The 21811-nt window shown below is 58.4% G+C and carries 28 protein-coding genes; 14 read left to right on the forward strand and 14 right to left on the reverse strand.

Annotated elements, in window-relative coordinates; all coding sequences use genetic code 11:
- Positions 1 to 28: 28 nt before the first annotated feature.
- The gene (locus PFY00_RS13635) at positions 29 to 718 is read right to left on the reverse strand and encodes an NAD-dependent deacylase (protein WP_271433125.1); all 690 of its coding nucleotides are present in this window, start codon (positions 716 to 718) and stop codon (positions 29 to 31) included.
- A 44-nt stretch (positions 719 to 762) separates the two neighbouring features.
- Here PFY00_RS13635 and PFY00_RS13640 point away from each other — a divergent pair, with 44 nt between their 5' ends.
- On the forward strand, positions 763 to 1221 hold the full coding sequence (locus PFY00_RS13640) for a low molecular weight protein-tyrosine-phosphatase (RefSeq protein WP_271433126.1): 459 nt from the start codon (positions 763 to 765) through the stop codon (positions 1219 to 1221).
- Positions 1218 to 1595 (forward strand): D-ribose pyranase, encoded by a 378-nt coding sequence (gene rbsD / locus PFY00_RS13645; RefSeq protein WP_271433127.1) that lies wholly within the window; start codon positions 1218 to 1220, stop codon positions 1593 to 1595. Before PFY00_RS13640 ends, rbsD begins: the two co-directional genes overlap by 4 nt.
- A gap of 11 nt (positions 1596 to 1606) precedes the next feature.
- On the opposite strand, the gene PFY00_RS13650 is transcribed toward rbsD, so the two are convergent.
- Positions 1607 to 2089 (reverse strand): cytochrome b, encoded by a 483-nt coding sequence (locus PFY00_RS13650; RefSeq protein ID WP_271433128.1) that lies wholly within the window; start codon positions 2087 to 2089, stop codon positions 1607 to 1609.
- A gap of 89 nt (positions 2090 to 2178) precedes the next feature.
- On the opposite strand from PFY00_RS13650, the gene PFY00_RS13655 reads away from it, so the two are divergent.
- The 5 genes from PFY00_RS13655 (at position 2179) to PFY00_RS13675 (ending at position 5752) form a co-directional block, all read left to right on the forward strand.
- Positions 2179 to 3009 (forward strand): DUF1353 domain-containing protein, encoded by an 831-nt coding sequence (locus PFY00_RS13655; RefSeq protein WP_271433129.1) that lies wholly within the window; start codon positions 2179 to 2181, stop codon positions 3007 to 3009.
- A gap of 71 nt (positions 3010 to 3080) precedes the next feature.
- Positions 3081 to 3869 (forward strand): exodeoxyribonuclease III, encoded by a 789-nt coding sequence (locus tag PFY00_RS13660; RefSeq protein ID WP_271433130.1) that lies wholly within the window; start codon positions 3081 to 3083, stop codon positions 3867 to 3869.
- Positions 3870 to 3959: 90 nt separating this feature from the next.
- Positions 3960 to 4880 carry a thioredoxin gene (trxA, locus tag PFY00_RS13665; RefSeq protein ID WP_271433131.1) on the forward strand — a complete coding sequence of 307 codons (921 nt, stop codon included), beginning with the start codon at positions 3960 to 3962 and terminating at the stop codon, positions 4878 to 4880.
- Positions 4881 to 4907: 27 nt separating this feature from the next.
- On the forward strand, positions 4908 to 5558 hold the full coding sequence (locus PFY00_RS13670) for an LON peptidase substrate-binding domain-containing protein (protein ID WP_271433132.1): 651 nt from the start codon (positions 4908 to 4910) through the stop codon (positions 5556 to 5558).
- Positions 5555 to 5752 carry a Trm112 family protein gene (locus tag PFY00_RS13675; RefSeq protein WP_271433133.1) on the forward strand — a complete coding sequence of 66 codons (198 nt, stop codon included), beginning with the start codon at positions 5555 to 5557 and terminating at the stop codon, positions 5750 to 5752. Before PFY00_RS13670 ends, PFY00_RS13675 begins: the two co-directional genes overlap by 4 nt.
- 11 nt (positions 5753 to 5763) lie before the next feature.
- Here PFY00_RS13675 and PFY00_RS13680 read toward each other — a convergent pair whose 3' ends face one another.
- Positions 5764 to 6690 (reverse strand): LysR family transcriptional regulator, encoded by a 927-nt coding sequence (locus PFY00_RS13680; protein ID WP_271433134.1) that lies wholly within the window; start codon positions 6688 to 6690, stop codon positions 5764 to 5766.
- A 170-nt stretch (positions 6691 to 6860) separates the two neighbouring features.
- On the opposite strand from PFY00_RS13680, the gene PFY00_RS13685 reads away from it, so the two are divergent.
- From PFY00_RS13685 to PFY00_RS13695, 3 genes are read left to right on the forward strand one after another with little or no spacing between them, the layout of a single operon-like run.
- Positions 6861 to 7586 (forward strand): DUF4386 domain-containing protein, encoded by a 726-nt coding sequence (locus PFY00_RS13685; protein WP_271433135.1) that lies wholly within the window; start codon positions 6861 to 6863, stop codon positions 7584 to 7586.
- Positions 7583 to 8296 carry an NAD(P)H-binding protein gene (locus PFY00_RS13690; protein ID WP_271433136.1) on the forward strand — a complete coding sequence of 238 codons (714 nt, stop codon included), beginning with the start codon at positions 7583 to 7585 and terminating at the stop codon, positions 8294 to 8296. The genes PFY00_RS13685 and PFY00_RS13690 overlap by 4 nt, the downstream gene beginning before the upstream one ends.
- 26 nt (positions 8297 to 8322) lie before the next feature.
- The gene (locus tag PFY00_RS13695) at positions 8323 to 8823 is read left to right on the forward strand and encodes an AAA family ATPase (protein WP_271433137.1); all 501 of its coding nucleotides are present in this window, start codon (positions 8323 to 8325) and stop codon (positions 8821 to 8823) included.
- 9 nt (positions 8824 to 8832) lie between these two features.
- On the opposite strand, the gene PFY00_RS13700 is transcribed toward PFY00_RS13695, so the two are convergent.
- A complete protein-coding gene (locus tag PFY00_RS13700) occupies positions 8833 to 9801 on the reverse strand; it encodes a threonine ammonia-lyase (protein ID WP_271433138.1) in 969 nt (322 codons plus the stop codon).
- A gap of 83 nt (positions 9802 to 9884) precedes the next feature.
- Between PFY00_RS13700 and PFY00_RS13705 the strand changes: the two genes are divergently transcribed.
- The 4 genes from PFY00_RS13705 to rpsO all read left to right on the forward strand — a co-directional run bounded on the left by PFY00_RS13705 (position 9885) and on the right by rpsO (position 12216).
- Positions 9885 to 10397, forward strand: a complete 513-nt coding sequence (locus PFY00_RS13705) for a DUF1643 domain-containing protein (RefSeq protein ID WP_271433139.1) — start codon at positions 9885 to 9887, stop codon at positions 10395 to 10397.
- Positions 10394 to 10672, forward strand: coding sequence for a DUF5665 domain-containing protein (locus PFY00_RS13710; protein ID WP_271433140.1), 279 nt, complete (start codon positions 10394 to 10396; stop codon positions 10670 to 10672). The genes PFY00_RS13705 and PFY00_RS13710 overlap by 4 nt, the downstream gene beginning before the upstream one ends.
- Before the next feature lie 89 nt (positions 10673 to 10761).
- Positions 10762 to 11778 carry a calcium-binding protein gene (locus PFY00_RS13715; RefSeq protein ID WP_271433141.1) on the forward strand — a complete coding sequence of 339 codons (1017 nt, stop codon included), beginning with the start codon at positions 10762 to 10764 and terminating at the stop codon, positions 11776 to 11778.
- A 168-nt stretch (positions 11779 to 11946) separates the two neighbouring features.
- Positions 11947 to 12216, forward strand: a complete 270-nt coding sequence (gene rpsO / locus PFY00_RS13720) for a 30S ribosomal protein S15 (RefSeq protein WP_271433142.1) — start codon at positions 11947 to 11949, stop codon at positions 12214 to 12216.
- A gap of 84 nt (positions 12217 to 12300) precedes the next feature.
- On the opposite strand, the gene PFY00_RS13725 is transcribed toward rpsO, so the two are convergent.
- The 10 genes from PFY00_RS13725 to tsaB form a co-directional block, all read right to left on the reverse strand.
- The gene (locus PFY00_RS13725) at positions 12301 to 12729 is read right to left on the reverse strand and encodes an acyl-CoA thioesterase (RefSeq protein WP_271433143.1); all 429 of its coding nucleotides are present in this window, start codon (positions 12727 to 12729) and stop codon (positions 12301 to 12303) included.
- 87 nt (positions 12730 to 12816) lie between these two features.
- The gene (locus tag PFY00_RS13730) at positions 12817 to 13572 is read right to left on the reverse strand and encodes a TIGR02186 family protein (RefSeq protein ID WP_271433210.1); all 756 of its coding nucleotides are present in this window, start codon (positions 13570 to 13572) and stop codon (positions 12817 to 12819) included.
- Entirely contained in the window at positions 13569 to 14480 is a 912-nt protein-coding gene (locus PFY00_RS13735) for a sulfite exporter TauE/SafE family protein (protein ID WP_271433144.1), read from the reverse strand. The genes PFY00_RS13730 and PFY00_RS13735 overlap by 4 nt, the downstream gene beginning before the upstream one ends.
- Before the next feature lie 120 nt (positions 14481 to 14600).
- On the reverse strand, positions 14601 to 15566 hold the full coding sequence (locus PFY00_RS13740; RefSeq protein ID WP_271433145.1) for an ABC transporter permease: 966 nt from the start codon (positions 15564 to 15566) through the stop codon (positions 14601 to 14603).
- 1 nt (position 15567) lies between these two features.
- Entirely contained in the window at positions 15568 to 16659 is a 1092-nt protein-coding gene (locus tag PFY00_RS13745; RefSeq protein WP_271433146.1) for an ABC transporter permease, read from the reverse strand.
- Between the two features lie 42 nt (positions 16660 to 16701).
- Complete coding sequence (locus PFY00_RS13750) at positions 16702 to 18279, reverse strand: ABC transporter ATP-binding protein (RefSeq protein ID WP_271433147.1); 1578 nt, start codon at positions 18277 to 18279, stop codon at positions 16702 to 16704.
- Between the two features lie 114 nt (positions 18280 to 18393).
- Positions 18394 to 19470: an agmatine deiminase family protein gene (locus tag PFY00_RS13755; RefSeq protein ID WP_271433148.1), complete on the reverse strand. Its 1077-nt coding sequence runs from the start codon at positions 19468 to 19470 to the stop codon at positions 18394 to 18396.
- 78 nt (positions 19471 to 19548) lie between these two features.
- Entirely contained in the window at positions 19549 to 20553 is a 1005-nt protein-coding gene (locus tag PFY00_RS13760) for a BMP family lipoprotein (RefSeq protein WP_271433149.1), read from the reverse strand.
- Between the two features lie 120 nt (positions 20554 to 20673).
- Positions 20674 to 21126 (reverse strand): ribosomal protein S18-alanine N-acetyltransferase, encoded by a 453-nt coding sequence (gene rimI / locus PFY00_RS13765; protein WP_271433150.1) that lies wholly within the window; start codon positions 21124 to 21126, stop codon positions 20674 to 20676.
- Positions 21123 to 21773 (reverse strand): tRNA (adenosine(37)-N6)-threonylcarbamoyltransferase complex dimerization subunit type 1 TsaB, encoded by a 651-nt coding sequence (gene tsaB / locus PFY00_RS13770; RefSeq protein WP_271433151.1) that lies wholly within the window; start codon positions 21771 to 21773, stop codon positions 21123 to 21125. Before tsaB ends, rimI begins: the two co-directional genes overlap by 4 nt.
- Positions 21774 to 21811 lie beyond the last annotated feature (38 nt).

Below are 21811 nucleotides of genomic sequence, written 5' to 3' on the forward strand. Positions count from 1 at the left end.
CCCCGTTTTTTAGGGCATTGGGCCAAAATCATCCTAGGATTTCCGAAACCCAGGCCGGAACGGTTTGCGTTGCCGGGCCGACGATATGGCGATCGAAAACACCGGATGTGTCGGTCCGTTCAAGGTTGATCTCCAATGTAGACGCGCCAAACATTCGCGACTCCTGCACAAAACCCGCCGCAGGATAGACCTGACCCGACGTGCCGATGGAGACAAACAGATCACAATCCTGCAGATGATCTGCAATCTGCTCCATGTGATAGGGGATTTCCCCAAACCAGACGATATCGGGACGTGCGGTTGGTGCGCTGCAGGCCGGACATATCTGCCCGGTCGCCATTTCCGCAGGCGCTGGCCATCGGTGACCGCAGGCCGCGCAGAGCGCGCCGTCAAGCACGCCGTGCATATGTATGGCCCGGCCACCGGCCGCTTCGTGCAGACCGTCTACATTCTGAGTGACGATCACGACCTCGCCTTTGTGCTGTTCTTGCAGGTTCGCCAAAGCAACATGCGCCGCATTGGGGGTGGCTTCTGCAGCCTGTTTGCGCCTTGCATTGTAGAACGCATGCACCAGATCCGGGTTGCGCTGGAACCCTTCCGGGGTCGCGACGTCCTCGATTTTGTGCTGTGCCCAAAGCCCACCTTCATCGCGAAAGGTTCCCAGCCCGCTTTCGGCCGAAAGGCCCGCGCCGGTCAGGATGACGATCTTGTCTGCCATGGCTATTCCCTTGCTCTGAACCTTGCCCCACGCTAGGCCGGGGTATGACCCAACGTATCCTTTTCGTTTGTCTCGGCAACATTTGCCGGTCTCCGACCGCCGAAGGCGTCGTACGCACCATGGCTGTGCGGCGCGGGATCGACGTGGTTCTGGACAGCGCCGGTACCGCAAGCTGGCATGTGGGAAAGCCCCCCTATGCGCCCATGCAAGAGGCGGCCGAACAGTACGGCTACGATTTGTCTTCGCTGCGTGCCCGGCAGGTCCGGCCGCAGGATTTCGAATCCTTTGACAAGATCATTGCCATGGATACGGAGAACATGTCGGATCTGCAGTCTTTGGCTGGGTCCAAAGGCGCACCTGTGGTCCTTTTTACCGACTATGCGCCAGATCTGGGCATGGATCATGTGCCCGACCCGTATTTTACTCGTGATTTCGATGGGGCGTTGCGGCTGATCGAAAGCTGCGCACAGGGCCTGCTGGACGAGCTTGAGGGCGGACAATGAAAAAACACGGCATCCTTCAACGAGAACTTGCAGGCCTGATCGCGGCGCTTGGCCATGGTGACAGTCTGGTGATCGGCGATTCTGGTCTGCCTGTCCCGAAAGGGGTGCCGTGCATTGATTTGGCGGTGACGGTCGGAACACCGGCGATCTGGCCGGTTCTGGATGCTGTCCTGGGGGAAATGGTGACGGAACGGGCCGTCATCGCAAGCGAAGCAGAAGGCCCGGTTGCGTCGGGTTTTGAAGATCGACTGCAGTGCGAACGCGTTTCGCACGAAACGCTGAAACGGCTGTGCGGCGACGCCCGCGCCGTTGTGCGCACCGGTGAGGCAACGCCCTATGCCAATATCGTGCTTTACGCAGGCGTGGCCTTTTAAGCACCCAGCTGTCAGCGTTTGAGCAACATCCGCTGGATCAGGTTTGTCTTCCAGACAAACTGATGAACCACCACACCGCCGACATGTGCAGCGATCAGGGCCAGCAGCAGGAATTTCATGACCTCATGCGCATCGGCTGCGGATTCTGACGCTCTGAACCACGCAACCGCGCCACTGACCGGCATGCAAATCACCAGCGCGTAGAATGCCCAATGGGCAATCTTGGCCAGCTTTTGAAAAAGCGGGGGTTCTGCATCGGGGGCCGGGGGCGCACCTAGTGACATGCGCAGGTTCAGACGCACCAGCATCAAGGCAAAAACGCAAAACCCGACGAAGATATGCAATCCGACAAACGGGCTGAAGGCAGGCGCAGCGCCGTCTACGACCTCGTCAAAGGCCTCGGAAATTGGATCATGCAACACGAATTGCAGGGCGATTAGCACCACGATGATCCAATGCAGTGCAATTTGCCTGTTTTCGTAACGTTGGGTCATTCTATCCCCCCTGACCGGTTTGGAGCACTTGCAGGACAAGCCGCGAATCCGTTAGCTTTTTGCCACATTAGAACACGTGGAAGAAATTTATGCTTCGATTTGCAATTTGCGGCGCGCTTGCGCTTGGACTTTCCGGCTGTGCGGTTCTCACTCTTGAAGACTTGGAATCCGTTGACGGCCCATCGGTAACCTGCGCGACGAACGCGTCGGGTGGTTGCCGCTTTAACCTTGCGCCGCTTCGGGTGCTGGATACGCCGGTGACTATTCCCCGGCGACCCTACAAATTCTTTCCGACGGCTGAGCAGCTCCGCTTTGTCGATGCGCGCGGTCGGCAGTGGGTCGCGCCACCGCGCACGTTGACAGATGGTGCGTCCATTCCGCCGATCTTCACAGCAATCGTTGGCGACCCGACCTCTGAGACATTTATCAATGCGGCCGCTGTGCATGATGCCTATTGCGGGGTTGGCAACGAGACGGGGGCAAACTTTCAGAACGGCCGATGGGAAGACGTGCACATCATGTTCTACGATGGGCTTGTGGCTGGCGGCACGCCTGACCTAACAGCCAAACTGATGTTTGCGGCTGTATGGCTGGGCGGCCCACGCTGGAACACGACCTTTGACCTCAGCCATGTCCCGGTCGATCGCAAGCAACAGGCCATGCGTGAAACCAAGGCCTTTATCGAAAGCACGGATCCTGAATTCAAGAAACTGCTGCGATACCTGCGCAAATGGCAAAATCTGATGTTGGCCGAATTCCCATCCCCCCGAGCCGAAGGATATGGCTATGACCAGTCCGCGTCTGGCGGAGGCATTGGACTGGATGGAATCGGAGACACGGGTGGTGGCACCGGTGGAAACGGCGGTGGCGGACTGACCGGTACCGGCGGCGGCATTGATTCTCCCGGATCGGATGTCTGACGACTGCATCTGCGGTTGCAGTCCCGCATGCACCAAGGCAAGTTGCGGCTCTTGCTGACAGGAGAGCCGCCATGCCTATCACCCTTGCCACCTGGAACATCAATTCCGTCCGTTTGCGGGCTGGACTGGTTGAAAAACTGCTGCGCGAAGAAGCGCCGGATGTCTTGTGTCTGCAAGAATGCAAAAGCCCGGTCGACAAGATCCCCATGGAAGGCTTTGAAGCGCTGGGCTACGGCCATATGGTGGCCCGCGGGCAAAAGGGCTACAACGGTGTTGCGATCTTGTCGAAACTGCCAATCCGAGAAGTGGCTGCCGAAGATTTCGCCCAGCTGGGCCATGCCAGACACGTGGCAGGGCAGTTGGACAATGGCCTGACGATCCACAACTTTTACGTCCCGGCGGGCGGCGATATTCCGGATCGGGAAAAGAACATCAAGTTCGGTCAAAAGCTCGACTACCTGTCGGAGATGCGCGACTGGTTTCACGCAAATCGCCCGGAAAAGTCGATCCTCGTCGGCGATCTCAACATTGCCCCTTTGGAAGAAGACGTCTGGGACCACAAGAAGATGCTCAAGGTTGTCTCGCACACGCCGATCGAGGTCGACGCGCTGGGTGCTACACAAGACGCAGGGGCCTGGGTCGACGTCACGCGCAAGGATGTGCCAGAGGGCAAGCTTTATTCATGGTGGAGCTACCGCGCCAAGGATTGGGACGCCGCAGACAAGGGCCGCCGTCTGGATCACGTCTGGGCCACACCTGACATCGCGAATGCGGCGCACTCCAGCCGCGTCCTGCGCGACGCCCGGGGCTGGGAAAAACCATCAGACCACGCGCCGGTCTTTGCGACACTGGATCTGTAAAGCGGCCCTGAGCTACGTGCCTGCCCTTGCATCCGGCCCCATGCTGCGCCATCTACCAAACAACACGTATGCAGGCCGATGGAGGCGACGATGATCGAACTTGGTGGTGGAAATGGTGGACCGGCGCCAGCCGGTGATCTGATCAAGGATATTTCCGAGGCAGAGTTCATGGCCGAGGTTGTCGATGCGTCGATGAAAACCCCGGTGATCGTGGATTTCTGGGCCCCTTGGTGTGGACCGTGCAAAACGCTTGGTCCCTTGCTCGAAGAGGCTGTGACCGCGGCGCGCGGTGCGGTCAAGATGGTCAAGGTCAACGTTGATGAGGCGCAGATGATCGCGGGTCAGTTGCAGATCCAGTCGATTCCGACGGTATACGCGTTCTGGCAGGGACAGCCAGTTGACGGCTTTCAGGGCGCATTGCCGGGATCTGAAATCAAGGCCTTCATAGATCGTGTCGTTCAGGCTTCGGGCGGCGACGCCTCGGGCGGTCTGGATGAAGCCATCGAAGCCGCCGAGGAAATGCTGGAGCAGGGGGCGGCTGTTGACGCCGCGCAGACCTTTGCGGCCATTCTGGGCGAAGACGCCAACAACGCCAAAGCCTATGGCGGTCTGGTGCGGGCACATATTGCCATGGACGATCTGGAACAGGCCGAGGCGATCCTGAACGGCGCCCCGGCTGAAATTTCGGAATCCCCCGAGGTCGAGGCCGCTCATGCGCAGTTGGAACTGGCCAAGCAGGCGGCCGATGCTGGCCCGGTGGCCGAGTTGACCGCCGCCGTGGAAGCCGATCCTGACAATCACCAGGCCCGGCACGATCTGGCCCAGGCGCTCTATGCGCAGGGGGATGGTGAAGCTGCGGTAGAGCACCTTCTGGAGATTTTCCGCAGGGACCGCGAATGGAATGACGGCGCTGCCAAGACGCAGCTGTTCACGATTTTCGATGCACTCAAGCCCAATGATCCGGTGGCTTTGAACGGGCGTCGTAAACTGTCGTCGATGATATTTGCCTGACCTGCGCTGCGGGCTATTTTTGCTAGCATGACAAGACTGACAAACCTGCCGGACCTGATCCCGGTCTTTCCGCTGCCCGGTGCTCTTTTGCTGCCGCGCGCAAGATTGCCTCTGCACATTTTCGAACCGCGCTATCTGGCCATGCTGGATGACGCGCTCAAGACCGACACACGTTTGATCGGGATGGTGCAACCGAATGAAATCGAAGGCCGCGAAGGCCATGGGTTGCACCGCATCGGTTGCGCCGGCCGCATCACCCAGTTTTCCGAAACGGAAGACGGGCGTTACATGGTGACGCTGTCCGGGGTTTCGCGCTTTCGGGTTCTGGCCGAGGTTGAGGGATTTACGCCCTATCGCAAATGCGAGGTCAGTTGGGAGGGCTTTGATCGCGATCAGTCTTCATCCGAAGCGGACCCGGGTTTCGACCGCGAAGCGATGATGCGATTGCTGGATCGGTATTTTACCGCAAGGGATCTGTCGGCGGATTGGGATACGCTGCGCGAGGCAGAGGACGAACTGCTGATCAATTCGCTGTCGATGCTGCTGGATTTCGATCCCGAAGAGAAACAAGCGCTTTTGGAAGCGCCTTCGCTGTCCACACGGCGTGAAACATTGGTTACACTGATCGAGATCGCTTTGCGAAGCGGCACAGGCAGCGAAGAAGGTAGGTTGCAATGAGTGAGCCGATGCCCACAGGCGAAAAACTGTTCGATGTCCGTATGCTCGAAGCCTTGATCTGCCCGGTTACCCATGCCGGATTGCGTTATGATGCAGAACGTCAGGAATTGATCAGCAAGAATGCAGGGCTGGCGTTTCCGATCCGCGATGGCATTCCGGTTATGCTGATCGACGAAGCGCGGGCGTTGGACTAGCGGCGCTGCGTTTAGCCTAGACCGGACGGTGCGTCAGGCCTTTTGTAGGGCGGCTTTTTCAATGCATCGGCCAGAAAATCGAACACCAGTCTGAGCCTTCGGTTCGACAGGATATCGCGGTGCGCGACCAGCCAGATCGGAAAGACCAGATCCGCCATCGATGGTGCCGCACGCGCCACGGTCTGTTCCGCATCGCCCAACCGGACATCCAGAACGCCGACTCCCAGCCCTTGTCGCACCATTTCCCACATGGCCAGATAGCTGCTGCACTCAAAGGCAATTGAACGCTGGGAAACAGGAATTCCCATGGCTTGCAGTGACTTCACGAAATCTGTTCCATCACCCGGCACGACGAGATTGGCGGCTTCCCAGTCTTTCGGGGTTTCGATCGTGCCATTTGCGTCCAAATACGCGTGGGACGCGTAAAAGGCGGCCCCGGTTTCAGTGATGCGCTTGGCCACCAGTTCTGGCTCTTTGGGGCGGAAATTACGTATGGCGATATCGGCCTCGCGGCGCATTAAATCGGATGCGGAATTCTCGGCCAGGACACGGATGGCAAGTCCGGGTTCGCGCTGGCGAAGTTCCTGCAATATGGGCGGTAACCAAAGTCCTGCATAGGCATCCGATGCTGAGATCGTGACAGGGCCTGAAATTTCATCGCTTTGTCCCTGTGCCGCAATCGACAAGGCCATAGCGCCTTCACCCATCTTACGCACATGCTGCACAAGGTTCGCACCGGCGGGCGTCAGTTCGAGACCCCGGCCAAAGCGTTCGAACAAGACGACACCCAATTCCTGCTGCAGAGCTTCGACTTGTCTGGACAAGGTGGGCTGGGCCAACCCCAATGCCCGTGCTGCAGCAGACAGCGATCCTTCTTCGGCCGTCACGAGAAAGGCGCGGGCGCGGTTCCAGTCGAATGAGACAGCATTCCAATCCATACCAAAATGCATACCAGAACTGCGAATTAGGTCAATTTTGTTGAGGTTTGGTCTTCTGTATTCATGATCTATCGCTGGCCGTTCCAGCGAAACAGACCCGAAATTCAAAGGTTTCCAAGGCGGCCTATTGGCCGTCAACGGAGCCGTGCACTTTGCAGAAAGGAATTGTGATGCAAAGGTTTTCTGATCCTGCGTCCAGCGAATACGCCCGCTGGGCTGGCCTATTCTATCTCGGCATTGCCGTGTTTGGCGGGTTTTCGATCGCCTATGTTCCCTCCCAAATCGTCGTGGCTGCGGATGCCGCTGCGACTGTTGCCAATATTCGGGCGCGGACTGGCCTCTATCATTTGGGGATCGCCGCTGATCTGGTGGTAGTGATCTTTGAGATCATGGCGATGACCATGCTGTACTTCATGTTCCGTCCGGTCTCTGCGACGCTTTCCTTTGCGGCCGCCATGGCGCGCCTGAGCATGGTCAGCGTCATGTCTGCGATGCTGTTCTTCCATGCCGGCGCGGATCTTTTGGCGCATTCCAATGATGTCATGATCCATTTCAGCGCCGATCAACGCGCCGATGTTGCTGGGCTGTTGTTAGAGATGCACCGAGCAGGCGTATGGATCTGGCAGGTGTTTTTTTTCCTGCATCTGGTGCTTCTGGGTTATCTCGTCATCCGGTCCGAGCGTTTTCCAAAGATCATCGGTTATGGGCTGATCCTTGGAGCCGGTGGGTACTTGCTCGACTCGGTTTATGCCTTTGCTTTCCCTGATGCGAGCCTGCTGGCGATGACACGCGCTGTGCTGTTGGCAATTGTCACCCTGTCCGAAGTCGGTTTTGCGCTTTGGCTGGTGGTCCGAGCGCCGGGTACAAAAACAGCAGCAGTGGGAGCGATGGCATGAAACGGATTTGCATTGTCGGTATCTCTGGCAAGCTGGGGCAGTACATGACGCGCCATGCGCTGGCACTGGGATATGAGGTCGTCGGTGTCTGCCGTCCCGAAAGCGTCGGTAAGTTGGATCATTTGAAGGGCAAGATCACGCTATTTCCCGGCCGTACGGATGATCGGCAGGTTGTGCGCCGCGCGGTTGCGGGGTGTGATGGTGTGCTTGTCGTTCTGGCGCCATGGGGCGTGCACAATTACGCGTCCGGAACAGCACAAGCCGTGCTGGACTTTGCCGAGCCAGATGCACGGCTGGTGTTTTCCTGCGGCTGGCACATTTCAAAGGACGGCAAGGATCGCTACAGCCTGAAACTGCGTGCTTTTGCGGCACTTGTGACGGTGATCGGGCCCGTGTTGCGGGTTGTTGATCTGAATGATCAGATCGAAGCCACAAAGCGTGTATTCAGTTCGGATCGTCTTTGGACCGTGGTGCGCGGGTCGGACCTTGAAGAAGGTCCGAGCGAAGGCCTGCCTGTCTGGGCGGAGCACGTGGGTGACCCGGTTTTGGCATCCAACCTGACCCGGCGTACGGATTTCGCGTTATTCATGGTCCACGCCCTGACCGATGATAGACTGATCCATAAGGCGCCAGCCATCGTCGGGCGGTCCAGCGCGTCGGCGCAGGCAGTGCTTGGGCCATCAGGAGCACAATGGGGGCCGGTGCGATGAGTGATGAACGTGACAGGAGGCTTGATATGTCTCGATCTCAGGCGACGCTGTTCATGCTGTGCGGCAAGATTGCCTCTGGCAAATCAACCATGGCGGCTGAACTGGCGGCCAGCAAAGACGCTGTCCTGATCAGCGAAGATCGTTGGCTTGAAATTCTCTTTGGCGATGAGATGCAAACGCTCAAAGATTTCATGCGCTGTTCCGGCAAGCTGCGCGCGACCCTGACAGACCATATTGTTGCGCTGTTGCAGAGCGGGGTTTCGGTGGTGCTGGACTTTCAGGCCAACACGATTGAGTCGCGGCGTTGGATGCGCGGTTTGGTCGAGGCGGCGGATGCAGCGCACGAGTTGCATGTGCTAAACGTTCCCGATGCGGTGTGTCTGGACAGGCTGCGACACCGGAACGCGCGGCATGATCATCCATTCGAGGTGACCGAAGAGCAGTTTCACAGCGTTTCGCAGTACTTTGTCCCGCCAACCCCTCAGGAGGGGTTTACGTTGATCGAGCATGCTCTGGCAGATCAGTAGGCCCGCAGGCTAAAGCGTCTCAAGCGCGCGCGCAAATACAGCTGGGTCCACGTTCCCGCCCGAGATCGTGCAGATAACGGCGTCGCCCTGCACGGCTTCGGGCTTGAACAGGGCTGCTGCCAGTGCCACTGCGCCGCCCGGTTCGGCCACGACCCGCAGGTGACGGAAGGCCAGCCCCATTGCCTCGAGTGCCTGGTCGTCTGTTACCAGCACACCCGGTCCGCACAGGCGGTGCAGAATAGGAAAAGTGATTTCGCCCGGGCAGGGGCTGATAATCGCATCGCACAGCCCGCCCGAGGTAACGGCGTTGCGCTCTCGTTTGCCGCTGATCAGGGATCTGGCCACATCATCAAAACCAACGGGTTCCACCGGGCGCACGCGCATCGCGGGCGCTTTGGCCTCGAGCGCCAGCGCAATCCCCGATGCAAATCCACCGCCGCCACAGCAGACCAGCACCTCAGCCTCTGTGACGCCCAATTCGGCGGCCTGTTGCGCGATCTCCAGCCCGCAGGTGCCTTGTCCTGCGATAACCAAAGGCTCGTCGAAGGGTTTGATCAAAGTCAGGCCCCGATCCGCTGCAATTTCTGCACCGATCGCATCGCGATCTTCGGAGGCGCGGTCATACAGAACCACCTCAGCGCCCAAGGCACGCGTGCCATCAATCTTGGCATTCGGCGCGTCTGACGGCATGACGATTACAGCCGGGATACCATAGGCGCGGGCCGCGTTCGCGACGCCCTGTGCATGGTTGCCGGAGGAAAAGGCGATCACACCGTTGCTGCGCACCTTCTCTGGCAACGCAGAGACCGCAGACCAACCACCGCGAAATTTGAAGCTGCCTGTATGCTGAAGGCATTCGGCCTTGATCAGGACCCGCCGTCCCGCAATAGCGTCTAGCGCAGGCGAAGACAGCATGGGGGTGCGATGGGCGTGGCCTTCCAGTCGGCGGGCGGCGGCTTCGATCATTTCGATGTTCATGTGATGGGCCTTTCGTGGTTGCGTCAAAGGGGCCTCAGTGGTGCGATATTGTCAATGGCGCGGGCCTTGCGTAGCGTGCGGGAATGATAGAACGGGCGCATCAGAACCAGGATCAGACCAGCAGGGCATGGTACTCGTCTTGCGAGGCCTACCGCTACGGCCTAGAGCGCCGTTGGAGCGACGGGCCTTCGTTGCTCTATGTGATGTTGAACCCTTCGACGGCTACCGAAGAACGCAACGATCCGACAATCGAACGGTGTCAAAGGCGCGCTGTTGCGCTTGGATTTGGTGCGCTTCGGATTGCCAACCTTTTCGCGTTTCGGGCAACCAAGCCGCAGGACCTGCGCAAGGCGAAGGATCCCGTCGGTTCGGACAACGATGCGCTGTTGATGGATTGGGCAGAGCAGTCGGATATGACGCTGGCGGCATGGGGCGTTCATGGGGCATTGCTGGATCGGGCAGCGGAACTGGCCCCGCGTTTGCCCGGTGATGTCCGACATCTGGGCCTGACCCGAGACGGCCATCCGCGCCATCCATTGTATGTATCCTATGATACCCAGCCGCAGGCATGGCCACGAGAGGCACGATATCCATGACAGACGAGCAAAGACCACAGGTGGACGTCACGGCCCTGACCGAAGAGGTGAAACGCTTCAACGATCACCGCTTTGTCCGTATCCACAATTCGGTTTTTGCGCTGATGTGGTTTCAGTTTCTTCGCGGTCTGGCGTTTGGTCTGGGATCGGTTCTGGGGGCTACGGCGTTGGTGTCGATTCTCGTATTGTTGCTTGGACAGGTCGAATTCATTCCCATCCTTGGCGAATGGGCCACCCGATTGATTGACGAAATCCAGACACCGCAGCCAAATTAAGCCTCCTGTTAACCCAGATCTGCGAATGACGTTGCCTGATACAGGGCCATCTGGGATAATCAGGGGTCTTCAAACCTAGGGCGTGGTTTATGTTCTTTCTTGCGGGTCTTCTCGGGATGATGGTTCTTGGGTCGGTTGCTGTCGTCAGCACCGCTGACCCTGAGCCCGAAGACGACTCCATGGACCGCACAGGCGAAGCATCCGGCACCGGTCTTCAGGCCGGCGATGACATGACCGCTACGGGATCCCTGTTCGAGCAACTTCGATTGGTTGACCAGGTTGAAGAAGACAGCACTGGCCGCATCGAAGAAGGCGGTAGCGGTGACGATCTTTTGAATGGAACGGATCAGACCGACCTACTCGGGGGCGCGGACGGTGACGATACGCTGTCCGGCGGTGGTGATGATGACGAATTGGTCGGCGGTGCTGGTGCCGACAATCTGTCAGGCGATGCCGGTGCAGACACGCTGCATGGCGAAGGCGATTGGGATACCATTTCTGGCGGCAGCGGGGATGACGCGTTGTTCGGTCATTCTGGTTCTGACCTGATGCAGGGCGGTGATGGAAACGACTCGCTTCAGGGCGGGCTTGGTGATGACGCCTTGCATGGTGACGCTGGCGATGATGCGCTGCTTGGCCGGGAAGGGGCAGACACACTGGATGGCGGGCTGGGTCAGGACACGCTCTTTGGCGGTTGGGGCGATGATATGCTCAACGGTGTGGAGCGTGGCCCAGACGGTACCGATGCAGATGGCATGGACTTTCTCAACGGGGCAGACGGGGCCGATACCATTGCGATTGGAACGGCTGATGTCGTAAGCGGCGGTGATGGCGCAGACACCATGGTGCTGGGCCATTGGATCACGGGTGATGCCGCGGAACTAGTCGATTTCGACAGTGCCGAGGATCAGATCATGATCGTCTATGACGACAGTACCAATGATGAACCAGAACTGGATATCCGACTGTCAGCAGATGATCCAAACATCTCGGAAATTGTTCTCGACGGGCATGTGGTTTCCACCCTGCCGACCGCAGATGCGCCGGGTTTGGACGCTGTGGTGCTCGTTGGCGAAAGCACGGCACAGGCGCTATCGCTTGGCTGATCCAAGGGCTTGAAGCGACCAATCTGGCCTAACCCCCCTTTGCAAACGGAACTGAATCGCCTATACGCGCGCATCCGTTCGCGCAATCGCACGAACAGATACTCCATGGGCTTTGCTGGACGACATCCCGGCTTGTGCCATAACCCTTTGATTTGAAAGGAGACCCCGATGTCGATTACGCCGGAAGAAAAAGCGCGTCTGATGAAGGAATTCGCCACCAAAGAAGGCGACACTGGTTCGCCTGAAGTGCAGGTGGCCATCCTGACCAGCCGTATTTCCACTCTGACTGAGCACTTCAAAACCCACAAGAAAGACAACCACTCGCGTCGTGGTCTTCTTAAGTTGGTTGCTCAGCGTCGTAAGCTGCTGGACTACACCAAGGCAAAAGATGAGGCCCGCTATCAGGACCTGATCAAACGTCTGGGTATTCGTCGCTAAGGCGGCCAGAGACCAGAATAGTGAAACGCCCGCTGATGTCAGCGGGCGTTTTTCTTTTGGCTGTTGCCATATCCGATGCGTCCGTCAAACCAATATGGTTTGGAAAACCTTTCGAGCGTGGTCTGGGATCGGGGCAGGGCTGCCATGCTGGGTATAGACCTGCGTAAAGAATGCTTCTGTGCTGGCTTGGTCATCGGTATTTCGGAACAGGCCAACTTCAAATCGCATGGATGACCGGCCCAGATGCGCGATCCGAATCCCGGCATGAATTTCGTCCGGGAAACCGACTTCGGCATGGTAGCGGCATCCCGATTCAACAACGAGAAAATGCAAGGCATCCGCCCCACGAATGGTCAGTCCCTGATCCATCTGCCAAAGCGATACGGCGGTATCCACCAGTGACAGATAGGTCGCGTTGTTCATGTGGCCGTATTCATCGTTGTCCATCCAGCGGGTCGGCATGATGCGAAAGTCATGATACTGCGCGCGGGTTCCGGGGGGCTGTCGCGTCATGGCGGGCTGTCTCTTGCTGTGCGTTTAGGCGTGGTAAGACCATTGGTGGCGGCCCTAAGGCGCAGATGCAAGCCCGGCAGTCTGGCTTTAGCCCGAACGCAACACGCGGAATGCAGCAGATGCGGCCCAGCCCGCTGCGATGGCGATCGCCAAAGACATCAGGCCATAAAGCAGTGGTTGCTGCCGCGACAGCGCATAGAGCCAACGTTCCAGACCGACCTTGCGGACATCGATCTCGGTCTCAAAGGTCGACACCACCTGCCCACCGCGCGTCAGGAATATGCGTGTGGGGTATTCGCCTTCTGTCAGGTTAGCTGGCATAGCGATTGCGGTGTCAAACAGCGTGTCCTGCCGTAAGCGCACGGTACTTTCGCGCAACTGGTATTGCTCAGACTTTGTCCGGATGCGGATCACGGCATCGGTAAAGCTCTGGGAATTTGAAATTTCCGAGCCAACGGAGCGGATAGCACGCGGAATTGAAACGCGATGCCGCAGATCCTCGGTGTCCGAAATCACCTCGTCCCAAGGGGCGGAGGTCGCGATGGCGTAGAACGAGGGCGCTGCGTCCACTTCCACAGCATCTGTATTGACCCAGATGCCAAACTTGCGCTCCTTGCGCCGTACGGTCAGCGCCTGCGAAGGACCGGCAACAGCGATGATAACCTGCAGGGGGTCGCCATCGGGGATCGGTGCTTCACGCTTGATCGCGCCGTAGATCAGGATTTCAGAGCCATCAAAATTGGTCGAGATGGAAACGCTATCCTGACTTAGACCCAGCACGACTTCTTCTGCGCGAAGCGGCAGGGCAAAAAGCGTCAGCAGAACAAGCAGAAGGCGCATCAGTGGCCTCCGCTTCCAATTGAGAACAACTCGGATGGCTGCAGCAACAAATCAAGGGCCAGCTTCCCGCACACGGCCAGCACCATGATCGCCAGCAAAATGCGCAGCTGTTCGGCCTTGAGCTTGGCGCCCAGCACCGCGCCGATCTGCGCTCCGATGACGCCGCCGACCAACAAAAGGACAGCCAGCATCACGTCGACGGTGTAGTTGGTGGTTGCGTGAAGCAGCGTGGTGAAAGCGGTCACAAAGATGATTTGAAACAGCGAGGTTCCGATCACAACCTTGGTGGGCATGCCCAACAGGTAGATCATCGCGGGAACCATGATAAAGCCGCCGCCGACACCCATGATTGCAGCAAGAACGCCGACCGCCACACCGACCAGTAAAGGCGGGATCACCGAAATATAGAGCCCGGAAGTGCGGAACCGCATTTTCAGGGGCAGCTTGTGAATCCACGTGTGCTTTTTGCGTTTGGGTACTGCGCCGCTCTTGGATTTGCGCAGGGCATTCAGGCTCTCGATGAACATCAAGCCGCCAATAATGCCTAGGAAAACGACGTAGCAAAGCTTAACCAGCAAATCGACTTGGCCCAGCGATTTCAGGTAGTTGAACACCATGACGCCAAGGGCAGCGCCAATGAGGCCGCCAATCAGCAACACCGTCCCCATCCTGAGATCGACGGTTTTTCGCCTCAAGTGCGCTAGGACCCCGGAAAAAGACGAAGCAACGATCTGGTTGGCTTCGGTGGCAACGGCCACGGCCGGGGGAATGCCGATAAAGAACAGCAGGGGCGTCATCAGGAACCCGCCACCGACGCCAAACATTCCCGAAAGGATGCCCACAAGTCCACCGAGGCCTAGCAAAAGAAAGGCGTTGACCGATACCTCGGCAATGGGGAGGTAGACCTGCATGGCTCTTCCTAGTCCTAAGCTTCGTGCTTTTGCAAGTGCAGCAAAGCCGCAGTCTGGCTTAGGACTTATGAGGCCAGTGAAACTGGACCTATTGATTTACGATGGCAACGACCTGACAGATCACCGTTCCTTGACGTAGGGCTCGCCGCCTGCGCGTGGAGGGATAGCCTTGCCGACAAAGCCTGCCAGAATAACCACGGTCAGAATGTAGGGCAGGGCATCCATGAACTGAACGGGTACGGTAAAGGCACCCAGATCGATATTCTGATAGCGCAGTGCGATGGCCTGAAGGAAGCCAAACAGAAGGCAAGCTCCCATGGCGTACCATGGCCGCCACTTGGCAAAGATCAGCGCCGCCAGCGCGATGTAGCCGCGGCCTGCTGTCATTTCACGCACGAACCCGGCCTGAAGGCCTGTGGCCAGATAGGCCCCGGCAATGCCGCAGAGCACACCGCAGATCATGACTGCGGCAAACCGCAGGCCAGTCACTGAAATTCCTGCTGTATCCACCGCTTCGGGTGCTTCGCCAACTGCACGCAGCCGCAGGCCAAAACGCGTACGGAACAGAACCCACCATGTCAGCGGAACGCAGGCGAAGGCGACGTAGACAAGGATTGAATGGCCTGAAATCAGGTCGGCGTAGATGGGCCCAAAGACTGGAATGGGTCTGAATGTTTCCGCCAGTGGCAAGGTGATTTCTGAAAACCGCCCCGCCCCGATAAGCGAAGGCGTACGCCCGCCTTGACTGAACCAGTCCTGCGCGATCAGCACCGTCATTCCCGAAGCGAGAAAATTCAACGCCACGCCAGAGATCAGCTGGTTGCCGCGGAAGGTAATCGACGCTAGCCCGTGAATGGCGCTCATGACCAAGGACGCGGCGACGCCAGCCAGAAGTCCCAGCCAGACAGATCCGGTGGTGAATGCAACCGCCGCCGAGAAAAAGGCCGACATGAGCATTTTGCCTTCGAGGCCAATGTCAAATATCCCTGCGCGTTCCGAAAAAAGACCAGCAAGACAGGCCAGCAGCAAAGGGGTGCTCAGGCGGATAGTGCTGTCCAATACCTGGATGATGGTGTCGAGATCCATGTCAGCTATCCTTCCGCAGGGCGAGAAACAGGCGTTCGAGCGGCATGCGCACCATGTTGTCCAATGCGCCGGTAAAGAGGATGACCAAGGCTTGGATCACCGTGACCAGTTCACGCGGGATGTTGGCCCAAAAGGCCAGTTCAGCCCCGCCCTGATACAAGAACCCAAAGAGCAGCGCGGCAAGGAACACGCCAAATGGATGCGACCGACCCATCAGCGCGACTGCGATCCCGATGAAGCCAGCCCCTTCGGGCGCATTCAGAACCAGCCGTTCTGCTTCACCCATGGTGGTGTTCAGCGCCATAAGCCCAGCCAGTCCACCTGAGATCAGCATCGTTATAACGATGATACGGGTCGGGGAAATCCCGGCATATTTGGCTGCTGTTTCCGAATGGCCAAAGGCGCGGATTTCATAGCCTAGACGCGTGCGCCAAATCAGAACCCAAACAGCGATACAGGCCGCGACAGCGATGAAGAAAGTGACATTGGCGGGTGCGGAACGGAAAAGCGGGTTTTCCGGGCTGCCGAACATGTCAAAGAATGTGGGTAGATGCGTGGCTTCGGGGAAGCCGGCGGTTGCTGGCTCCATAGCGCCTTTGGGGCGCAGCATGTTCACCAGCACATAGTTGAGCACCGCGGCCGCGATAAAGTTGAACATGATCGTGGTGATCACGATGTGACTGCCGCGTTTGGCCTGCAGGATTGCCGGAATATAGGCCCAGGCCGCCCCAAAGACTGCCGCGCCCAGTGTTGCGGCGATCAAGGCCAATGCCCAGTGCGGAAACGGGATATAGAGACAGACCAGCGCAACCCCGAGACCGCCGATCATTGCCTGACCTTCGCCACCGATGTTGAACATGCGCGCATGGAAAGCGACCGCGACCGCCAGACCGGTGAACATGAAGTTCGTTGCGTAATAGAGCGTGTAGCCCCAACCGCTGGATTTCATCAGCGCGCCTTCGACCATAAGCTTGAAGGCCTCAATGGGGTTTTCCCCGATCGCGAGGATCACCAATGCAGACAGGAACGCCGCCAGAATAATTGAAATCAGAGGGACGAGGACTGCGTCGGCCCAAGCAGGCATTCTATCCATGATGTTGCTCCTGCTTGGGGGCGGGGTGTGTCGGACAGTTGATCATGTCTGCGCCTCCGCCCCGTTCGATTGCCCAGTCGACGCCCGCGCTGGCATCTCGGTGACACCGGCCATCAACAGGCCCAGTTCTGTCTGGTCTGTTTCCGACGGAAGCCGTTCGCCCATGATTTGACCGTCGAACATGACGGCAATCCGGTCTGACAACGACATGATTTCGTCCAACTCGACTGAAACCAGCAAGATGGCCTTGCCACTGTCGCGCAGCGCAACGATTTGCTGGTGGATGAACTCAATTGCACCAATATCAACCCCGCGTGTGGGCTGACCGATCAGCAGTACCTCGGGGTTGCGCTCGATTTCGCGGGCCAGCACGACCTTTTGCTGGTTGCCACCTGAAAAATTGCGAGCAGCAAGGTTCGGATTCGGTGGTCGCACGTCAAACCGCTCCATCTTGGCAGCGGCCTCGGCCTTGATGGCAGCGTTGTCCATCAGAAGGCCTTTTTGCCAGGACGGGTCGCGGTGATAGCCGAACACCGTGTTTTCCCACGCAGTATAGGGCATGATCAGCCCTTCGTGCTGCCGGTCTTCGGGTACATGTGCGATGCCACGGGCGCGGCGGCTTTGTCCGTCGGAATAGCGCCCGGTCAGGTCAATGTCCTGACTATTCACACGCACCGTCCCGGTCGCGTCTCGATACCCGCCCAGTACTTCAAGCAGTTCGGACTGCCCGTTTCCGGAAACACCCGCAATCCCGAGAATCTCGCCAGCCCGAACATTGAGAGAGATGCTTTTGAGCCGTTCAACACCGCTGCTGTCCGTGTGTCGCAAGTTTTCGACCTCAAGCACAGGCGCGCCGGGCGTTGCGGCAACTTTGTCGACACGCAGCAGCACTTTGCGGCCCACCATAAGCTCGGCAAGTTCTTCGGGGGATGTTTCGGATGTCTTGACGGTCGCGGTCATCTCGCCGCGTCGCATGACACTGACCGTGTCGGTGATGTCCATGATCTCGCGCAGCTTGTGCGTGATGAGAATAATGGTTTTGCCCTCGGCGCGCAGCCCTTCAAGAATGCGGAACAGGTGATCCGCCTCGGCAGGTGTTAGCACACCGGTTGGTTCATCGAGGATCAGGATGTCCGCTTCGCGATAAAGCGCCTTGAGGATTTCCACGCGTTGCTGATGCCCAACTGAAAGGTCTTCGACCAACGCGTCCGGATCGACATTCAGCTCGTACTCTTCGGCCAGATGTTTGAGCACGCCGCGGGCTTTGGCCAGCGACGGTTTCAGCAATCCGCCATCTTCTGCACCTAAGATGACGTTCTCAAGAACGGTGAAGTTCTGCACGAGTTTGAAGTGTTGGAATACCATGCCGATGCCGGCGGCGATGGCGGCCTGGCTGTCGGGGATTTCCGTCTTTTTCCCGCCGATAAAGATCTCACCGGCGTCCGCTTTGTAAAAGCCGTAGAGGATCGACATCAGTGTCGATTTTCCGGCCCCGTTTTCGCCAATAATACCGTGGATCGTTCCGGGCATGACGCGGATCGAGATGTCTTTGTTTGCCTGCACGGGGCCAAAGGCTTTGGATATGCCCTTGAGCTCGATGGCGGGGGCTGTGGTGGTCATGTCGGGGGCTCCGGCTGGCAGGGAGGGAGTCGATGGCTTGGGGCGAGTTTACGCGCTTGACCGGGCTGCGCAACACCACTTGAACGCTTTCCGCAGCGTCGACCGCGATTGCGCTCAGACGGCGGGCACTTCACGCGTGGCACAATGCACCCCGCCGCCGATCCGGGCCAGCGGATCGGCGTTCAGCATGATCACGTCGCGCTCGGGGAAATGCCGCTGCAACGCGTCCTTTGCGATGCTGTCGGTTTCCGGATCGCCAAATTGCTGGGCGATGACGGCGCCATTACAAACATAGAAGTTTGCATAGGCGGTTACGGCGTCCAGTTCACGTAGTCTTGGCGTTTCAGGTTCTGGCAGAACTTCGATCTGCAAGTCTTTGTCATCATTCAGAATATCAAACATTTCGGCGGCAGCGTCATGAAAGGGGTCTTCACCCGTTTCCATTTCGCTGAGGGTCATCAGCACGACGCCCGGACGAGAAAACCGTGCCAGTGAATCAATGTGGAAATCGGTGATGTCCAATCCGTAAACACCGGGCCCCCACAGGATACGCTTTGCCCCGTAAGCTTCTAACAATGCGTCACTAATCTGTTCGAGCGTCATGGATGGATTGCGATTGTCATTCAGCCACGAGCTTTCGTGCGCGATCAAGGTTCCGGTCCCGTCCTGTTCGACGCCGCCGGGCTCTCCTGTCAGGGTGGATTGCAGCAAGGGCACGTCCAGCCTGTTTGCAACGCGCTCGGCGATTTGGCTGTCGTTCTGATGCACCTGCTTGCTGCCCCAGCCGTTAAACCGGATGTGCCGGATCGCGAGATTTCCCTGTGCATCACGGGCGAACAATGGTCCGGAATCACGGGCCCAAAGGTCCTCGGTCGGGATATCCCATAGGGTGACGGCACTCGGCAGTTGAGGCCGAATCTCGCTGTGCAGATCAGCGTGCGCCAACAGTACGACAGGTTCAAACTCAGAGATCGTCGAAGCGATCCGGGCAATGGTTGCCTGTACCTCGGCCAGTTCGTTGGCGTCCGTATAGACAAAGCGGCTTGCAGGCCATTGCATCAAAGTGAAATCGTGCGGTGCATGTTCCGCCGGAACATAAAAGCCATCCGTCGCGGCAGAGGCTTTGTTCGAAAAGCACAGGCCAAAGGCTCCGGCCACCAACCCAGATCTTAAAAAGTCACGACGTAGCATGAGCCAACCCTGCTCTACAAAACCAAAACGGGCCGCGCCTGCTGGCGCGACCCGCACTATGCCACAAATCGTGGTATTTTAGAAATTCAGCGCCGGGCAGCTGTCGTCGCTGGTGTAGTCGTGAACCGCGAGGTCACCTGCGATGATCTGCTCGCGGGCCGCGTCTACGGCTGCTTTCATGTCGTCGCTGACCAGAGCGGCGTTGTTGTCATCCAGTGCATAGCCGACACCTTCCTGTGCCAGGCCAAGAACTTTGACACCGGTTTCCAGATCTGCACCTTGCGTCATGGATTCGAACACAGCTACGTCCACACGCTTGAGCATGGACGTCAGAACCTTGCCCGGATGCAGGTAGTTCTGGTTGCTGTCTACGCCGACCGACAGGATGCCTTCGTCTGCTGCGGTTTGCAGAACACCCAGACCGGTGCCGCCAGCAGCAGCAAAGATCACGTCAGCGCCTTGGCTGATCTGTGCCTTGGCCAGTTCGGACCCTTTGACCGGGTCATTCCACGCGGCTGGTGTTGTACCGGTCATGTTCGCAATAACGGTTGCGTCGGGGTTAACCGCCTTGGCGCCCTGCGCATAGCCGCAAGCAAATTTGCGGATCAGCGGAATGTCCATACCGCCGACAAAACCGATTGTGCCGGAGGTGGACGCCTGCGCGGCCATCATGCCAACGAGGTACGATCCTTCGTGCTCAGAGAAAAGGATCGACAGAACATTGGGGTGCTCGCCGGGATCAACAAATCCGTCGATGGTGACGAACTTGGTGTCAGGGTAGTCAGCTGCGACGGCCGCAATCGGGGAAGACATCGAGAAGCCGGTTGTCACAACCGGGTTGAAGCCCGCTTCGGCAAAGCGGCGCAGGGCCTGCTCACGCTGTGCTTCGGACTGCAGTTCGATATCACGGTAGGAGCCACCGGTTTCTTCGGCCCAACGCTGAGCGCCGTTGAAGGCTGCTTCGTTGAAGGATTTGTCGAACTTGCCGCCCAAGTCGTAGATCAGGGCTGGATCGGCCAGTGCAGCACCGGCCGAAAGGGCCAGAGCAGCAACAGTGCCTAGGGTCTTTGCAAAGAATGTCATGGTTTGCTCCCAGATGGTTTTGGGCGGCCTGAAGCGGCCGCCTCTTCGCGATGCAGCAATTAAGGCCGCGCCGGACGGGGATGGCAACCGATTCTTGATATTTTGCATCTGCGAACCGGCTTACGTTGGGTTCGTTTGCGTCTCGATTGTTCGTTTGAGGATCAACGCGTCCTGACGCGTGCCATCCGCCTTGCCGTAATATCCCTTACGGCGACCGACCTCGGCAAAACCCGTTTTTTCATAAAGCGCACGGGCCGCGGTGTTGTCCGCGCCAACCTCCAGGAACAAGGTTTCGATCCCACGGCTCTCGCAAAGCTGGAAAAGCTGATGCAGCAGCTGTGTCGCGTGGCCTTCACGCTGAACAGCCGGGTCTACGGCAATCGTCAGAATGTCACCTTCGGGCGGCACCGTTCCAAGTAAGACAAATCCGGCGGAGTCTGGCGTTGTGACCCAAAGCACTCCGTCCTTGTCCAGAAAAGATGTAATATCATCCGCGCTCCACGGTGCGTCGGGAAAGCACGCCGCATGCACCCGCGCGAGCCTTTGCGGATCGGGGCGTTCAGGTGTGATCATGCGTTGTGATCCAGAATAACGGGTCCCTGTTCCTTGGACGGGGCGGCATCTGCAGCGCGCAGATAGAATGGCGCCGGGCGCGCTGGATCGTCATGCCAGCGTTGCGCAGCAATGCGGGCAATGGCCAAACCGGGTGCAAATGCTGCGGGTGACACTGTCGCGCCTAACCGCTCGGCCACTGCCTCGGCGCCCGAGCCGATGCAGGTCAGTCCCGTTTCAGACCAGCCCAAGGGAACCTCGGCGGCATTGATTTGCTGCGGTTGAATAGGGGTCGCTGTGCCGTACCCTTGAACATAAACTGCGTCACGAGGCGCATCCAAACAGGCCAAAACCGGGTTTTGCGATCCAAGGGCCAGCGCTTCGAGCAGGTTCACGCCAACTGCGGGAACGCCCAAAGACAACGCCAAGCCGCGTGCAGCGGATACGGCCAGACGAATCCCGGTGAAATTTCCGGGGCCCGTTCCCACCCCGATCGCACTCAGATCTTGCAGCGTTTGTCCGGCATCAGTCAGCAATTCGTCGAGCAGCGGAAACAACCGTTCCGCCTGACCGCGAGCCATCTCCTCGTAGCGGTCCGCAACGATTTCTGTCCCGTCCCAAAGTGCGGCGCTGATGTAGCGGCCTGATGTGTCAAAACCCAGGATCATGGGGCGCTTATGACCTTGTGCCTGAACGGGCGCAACAC

The organism is Thalassococcus lentus, from assembly GCF_028023555.1.
Taxonomy (GTDB): domain Bacteria; phylum Pseudomonadota; class Alphaproteobacteria; order Rhodobacterales; family Rhodobacteraceae; genus Thalassococcus_A; species Thalassococcus_A lentus.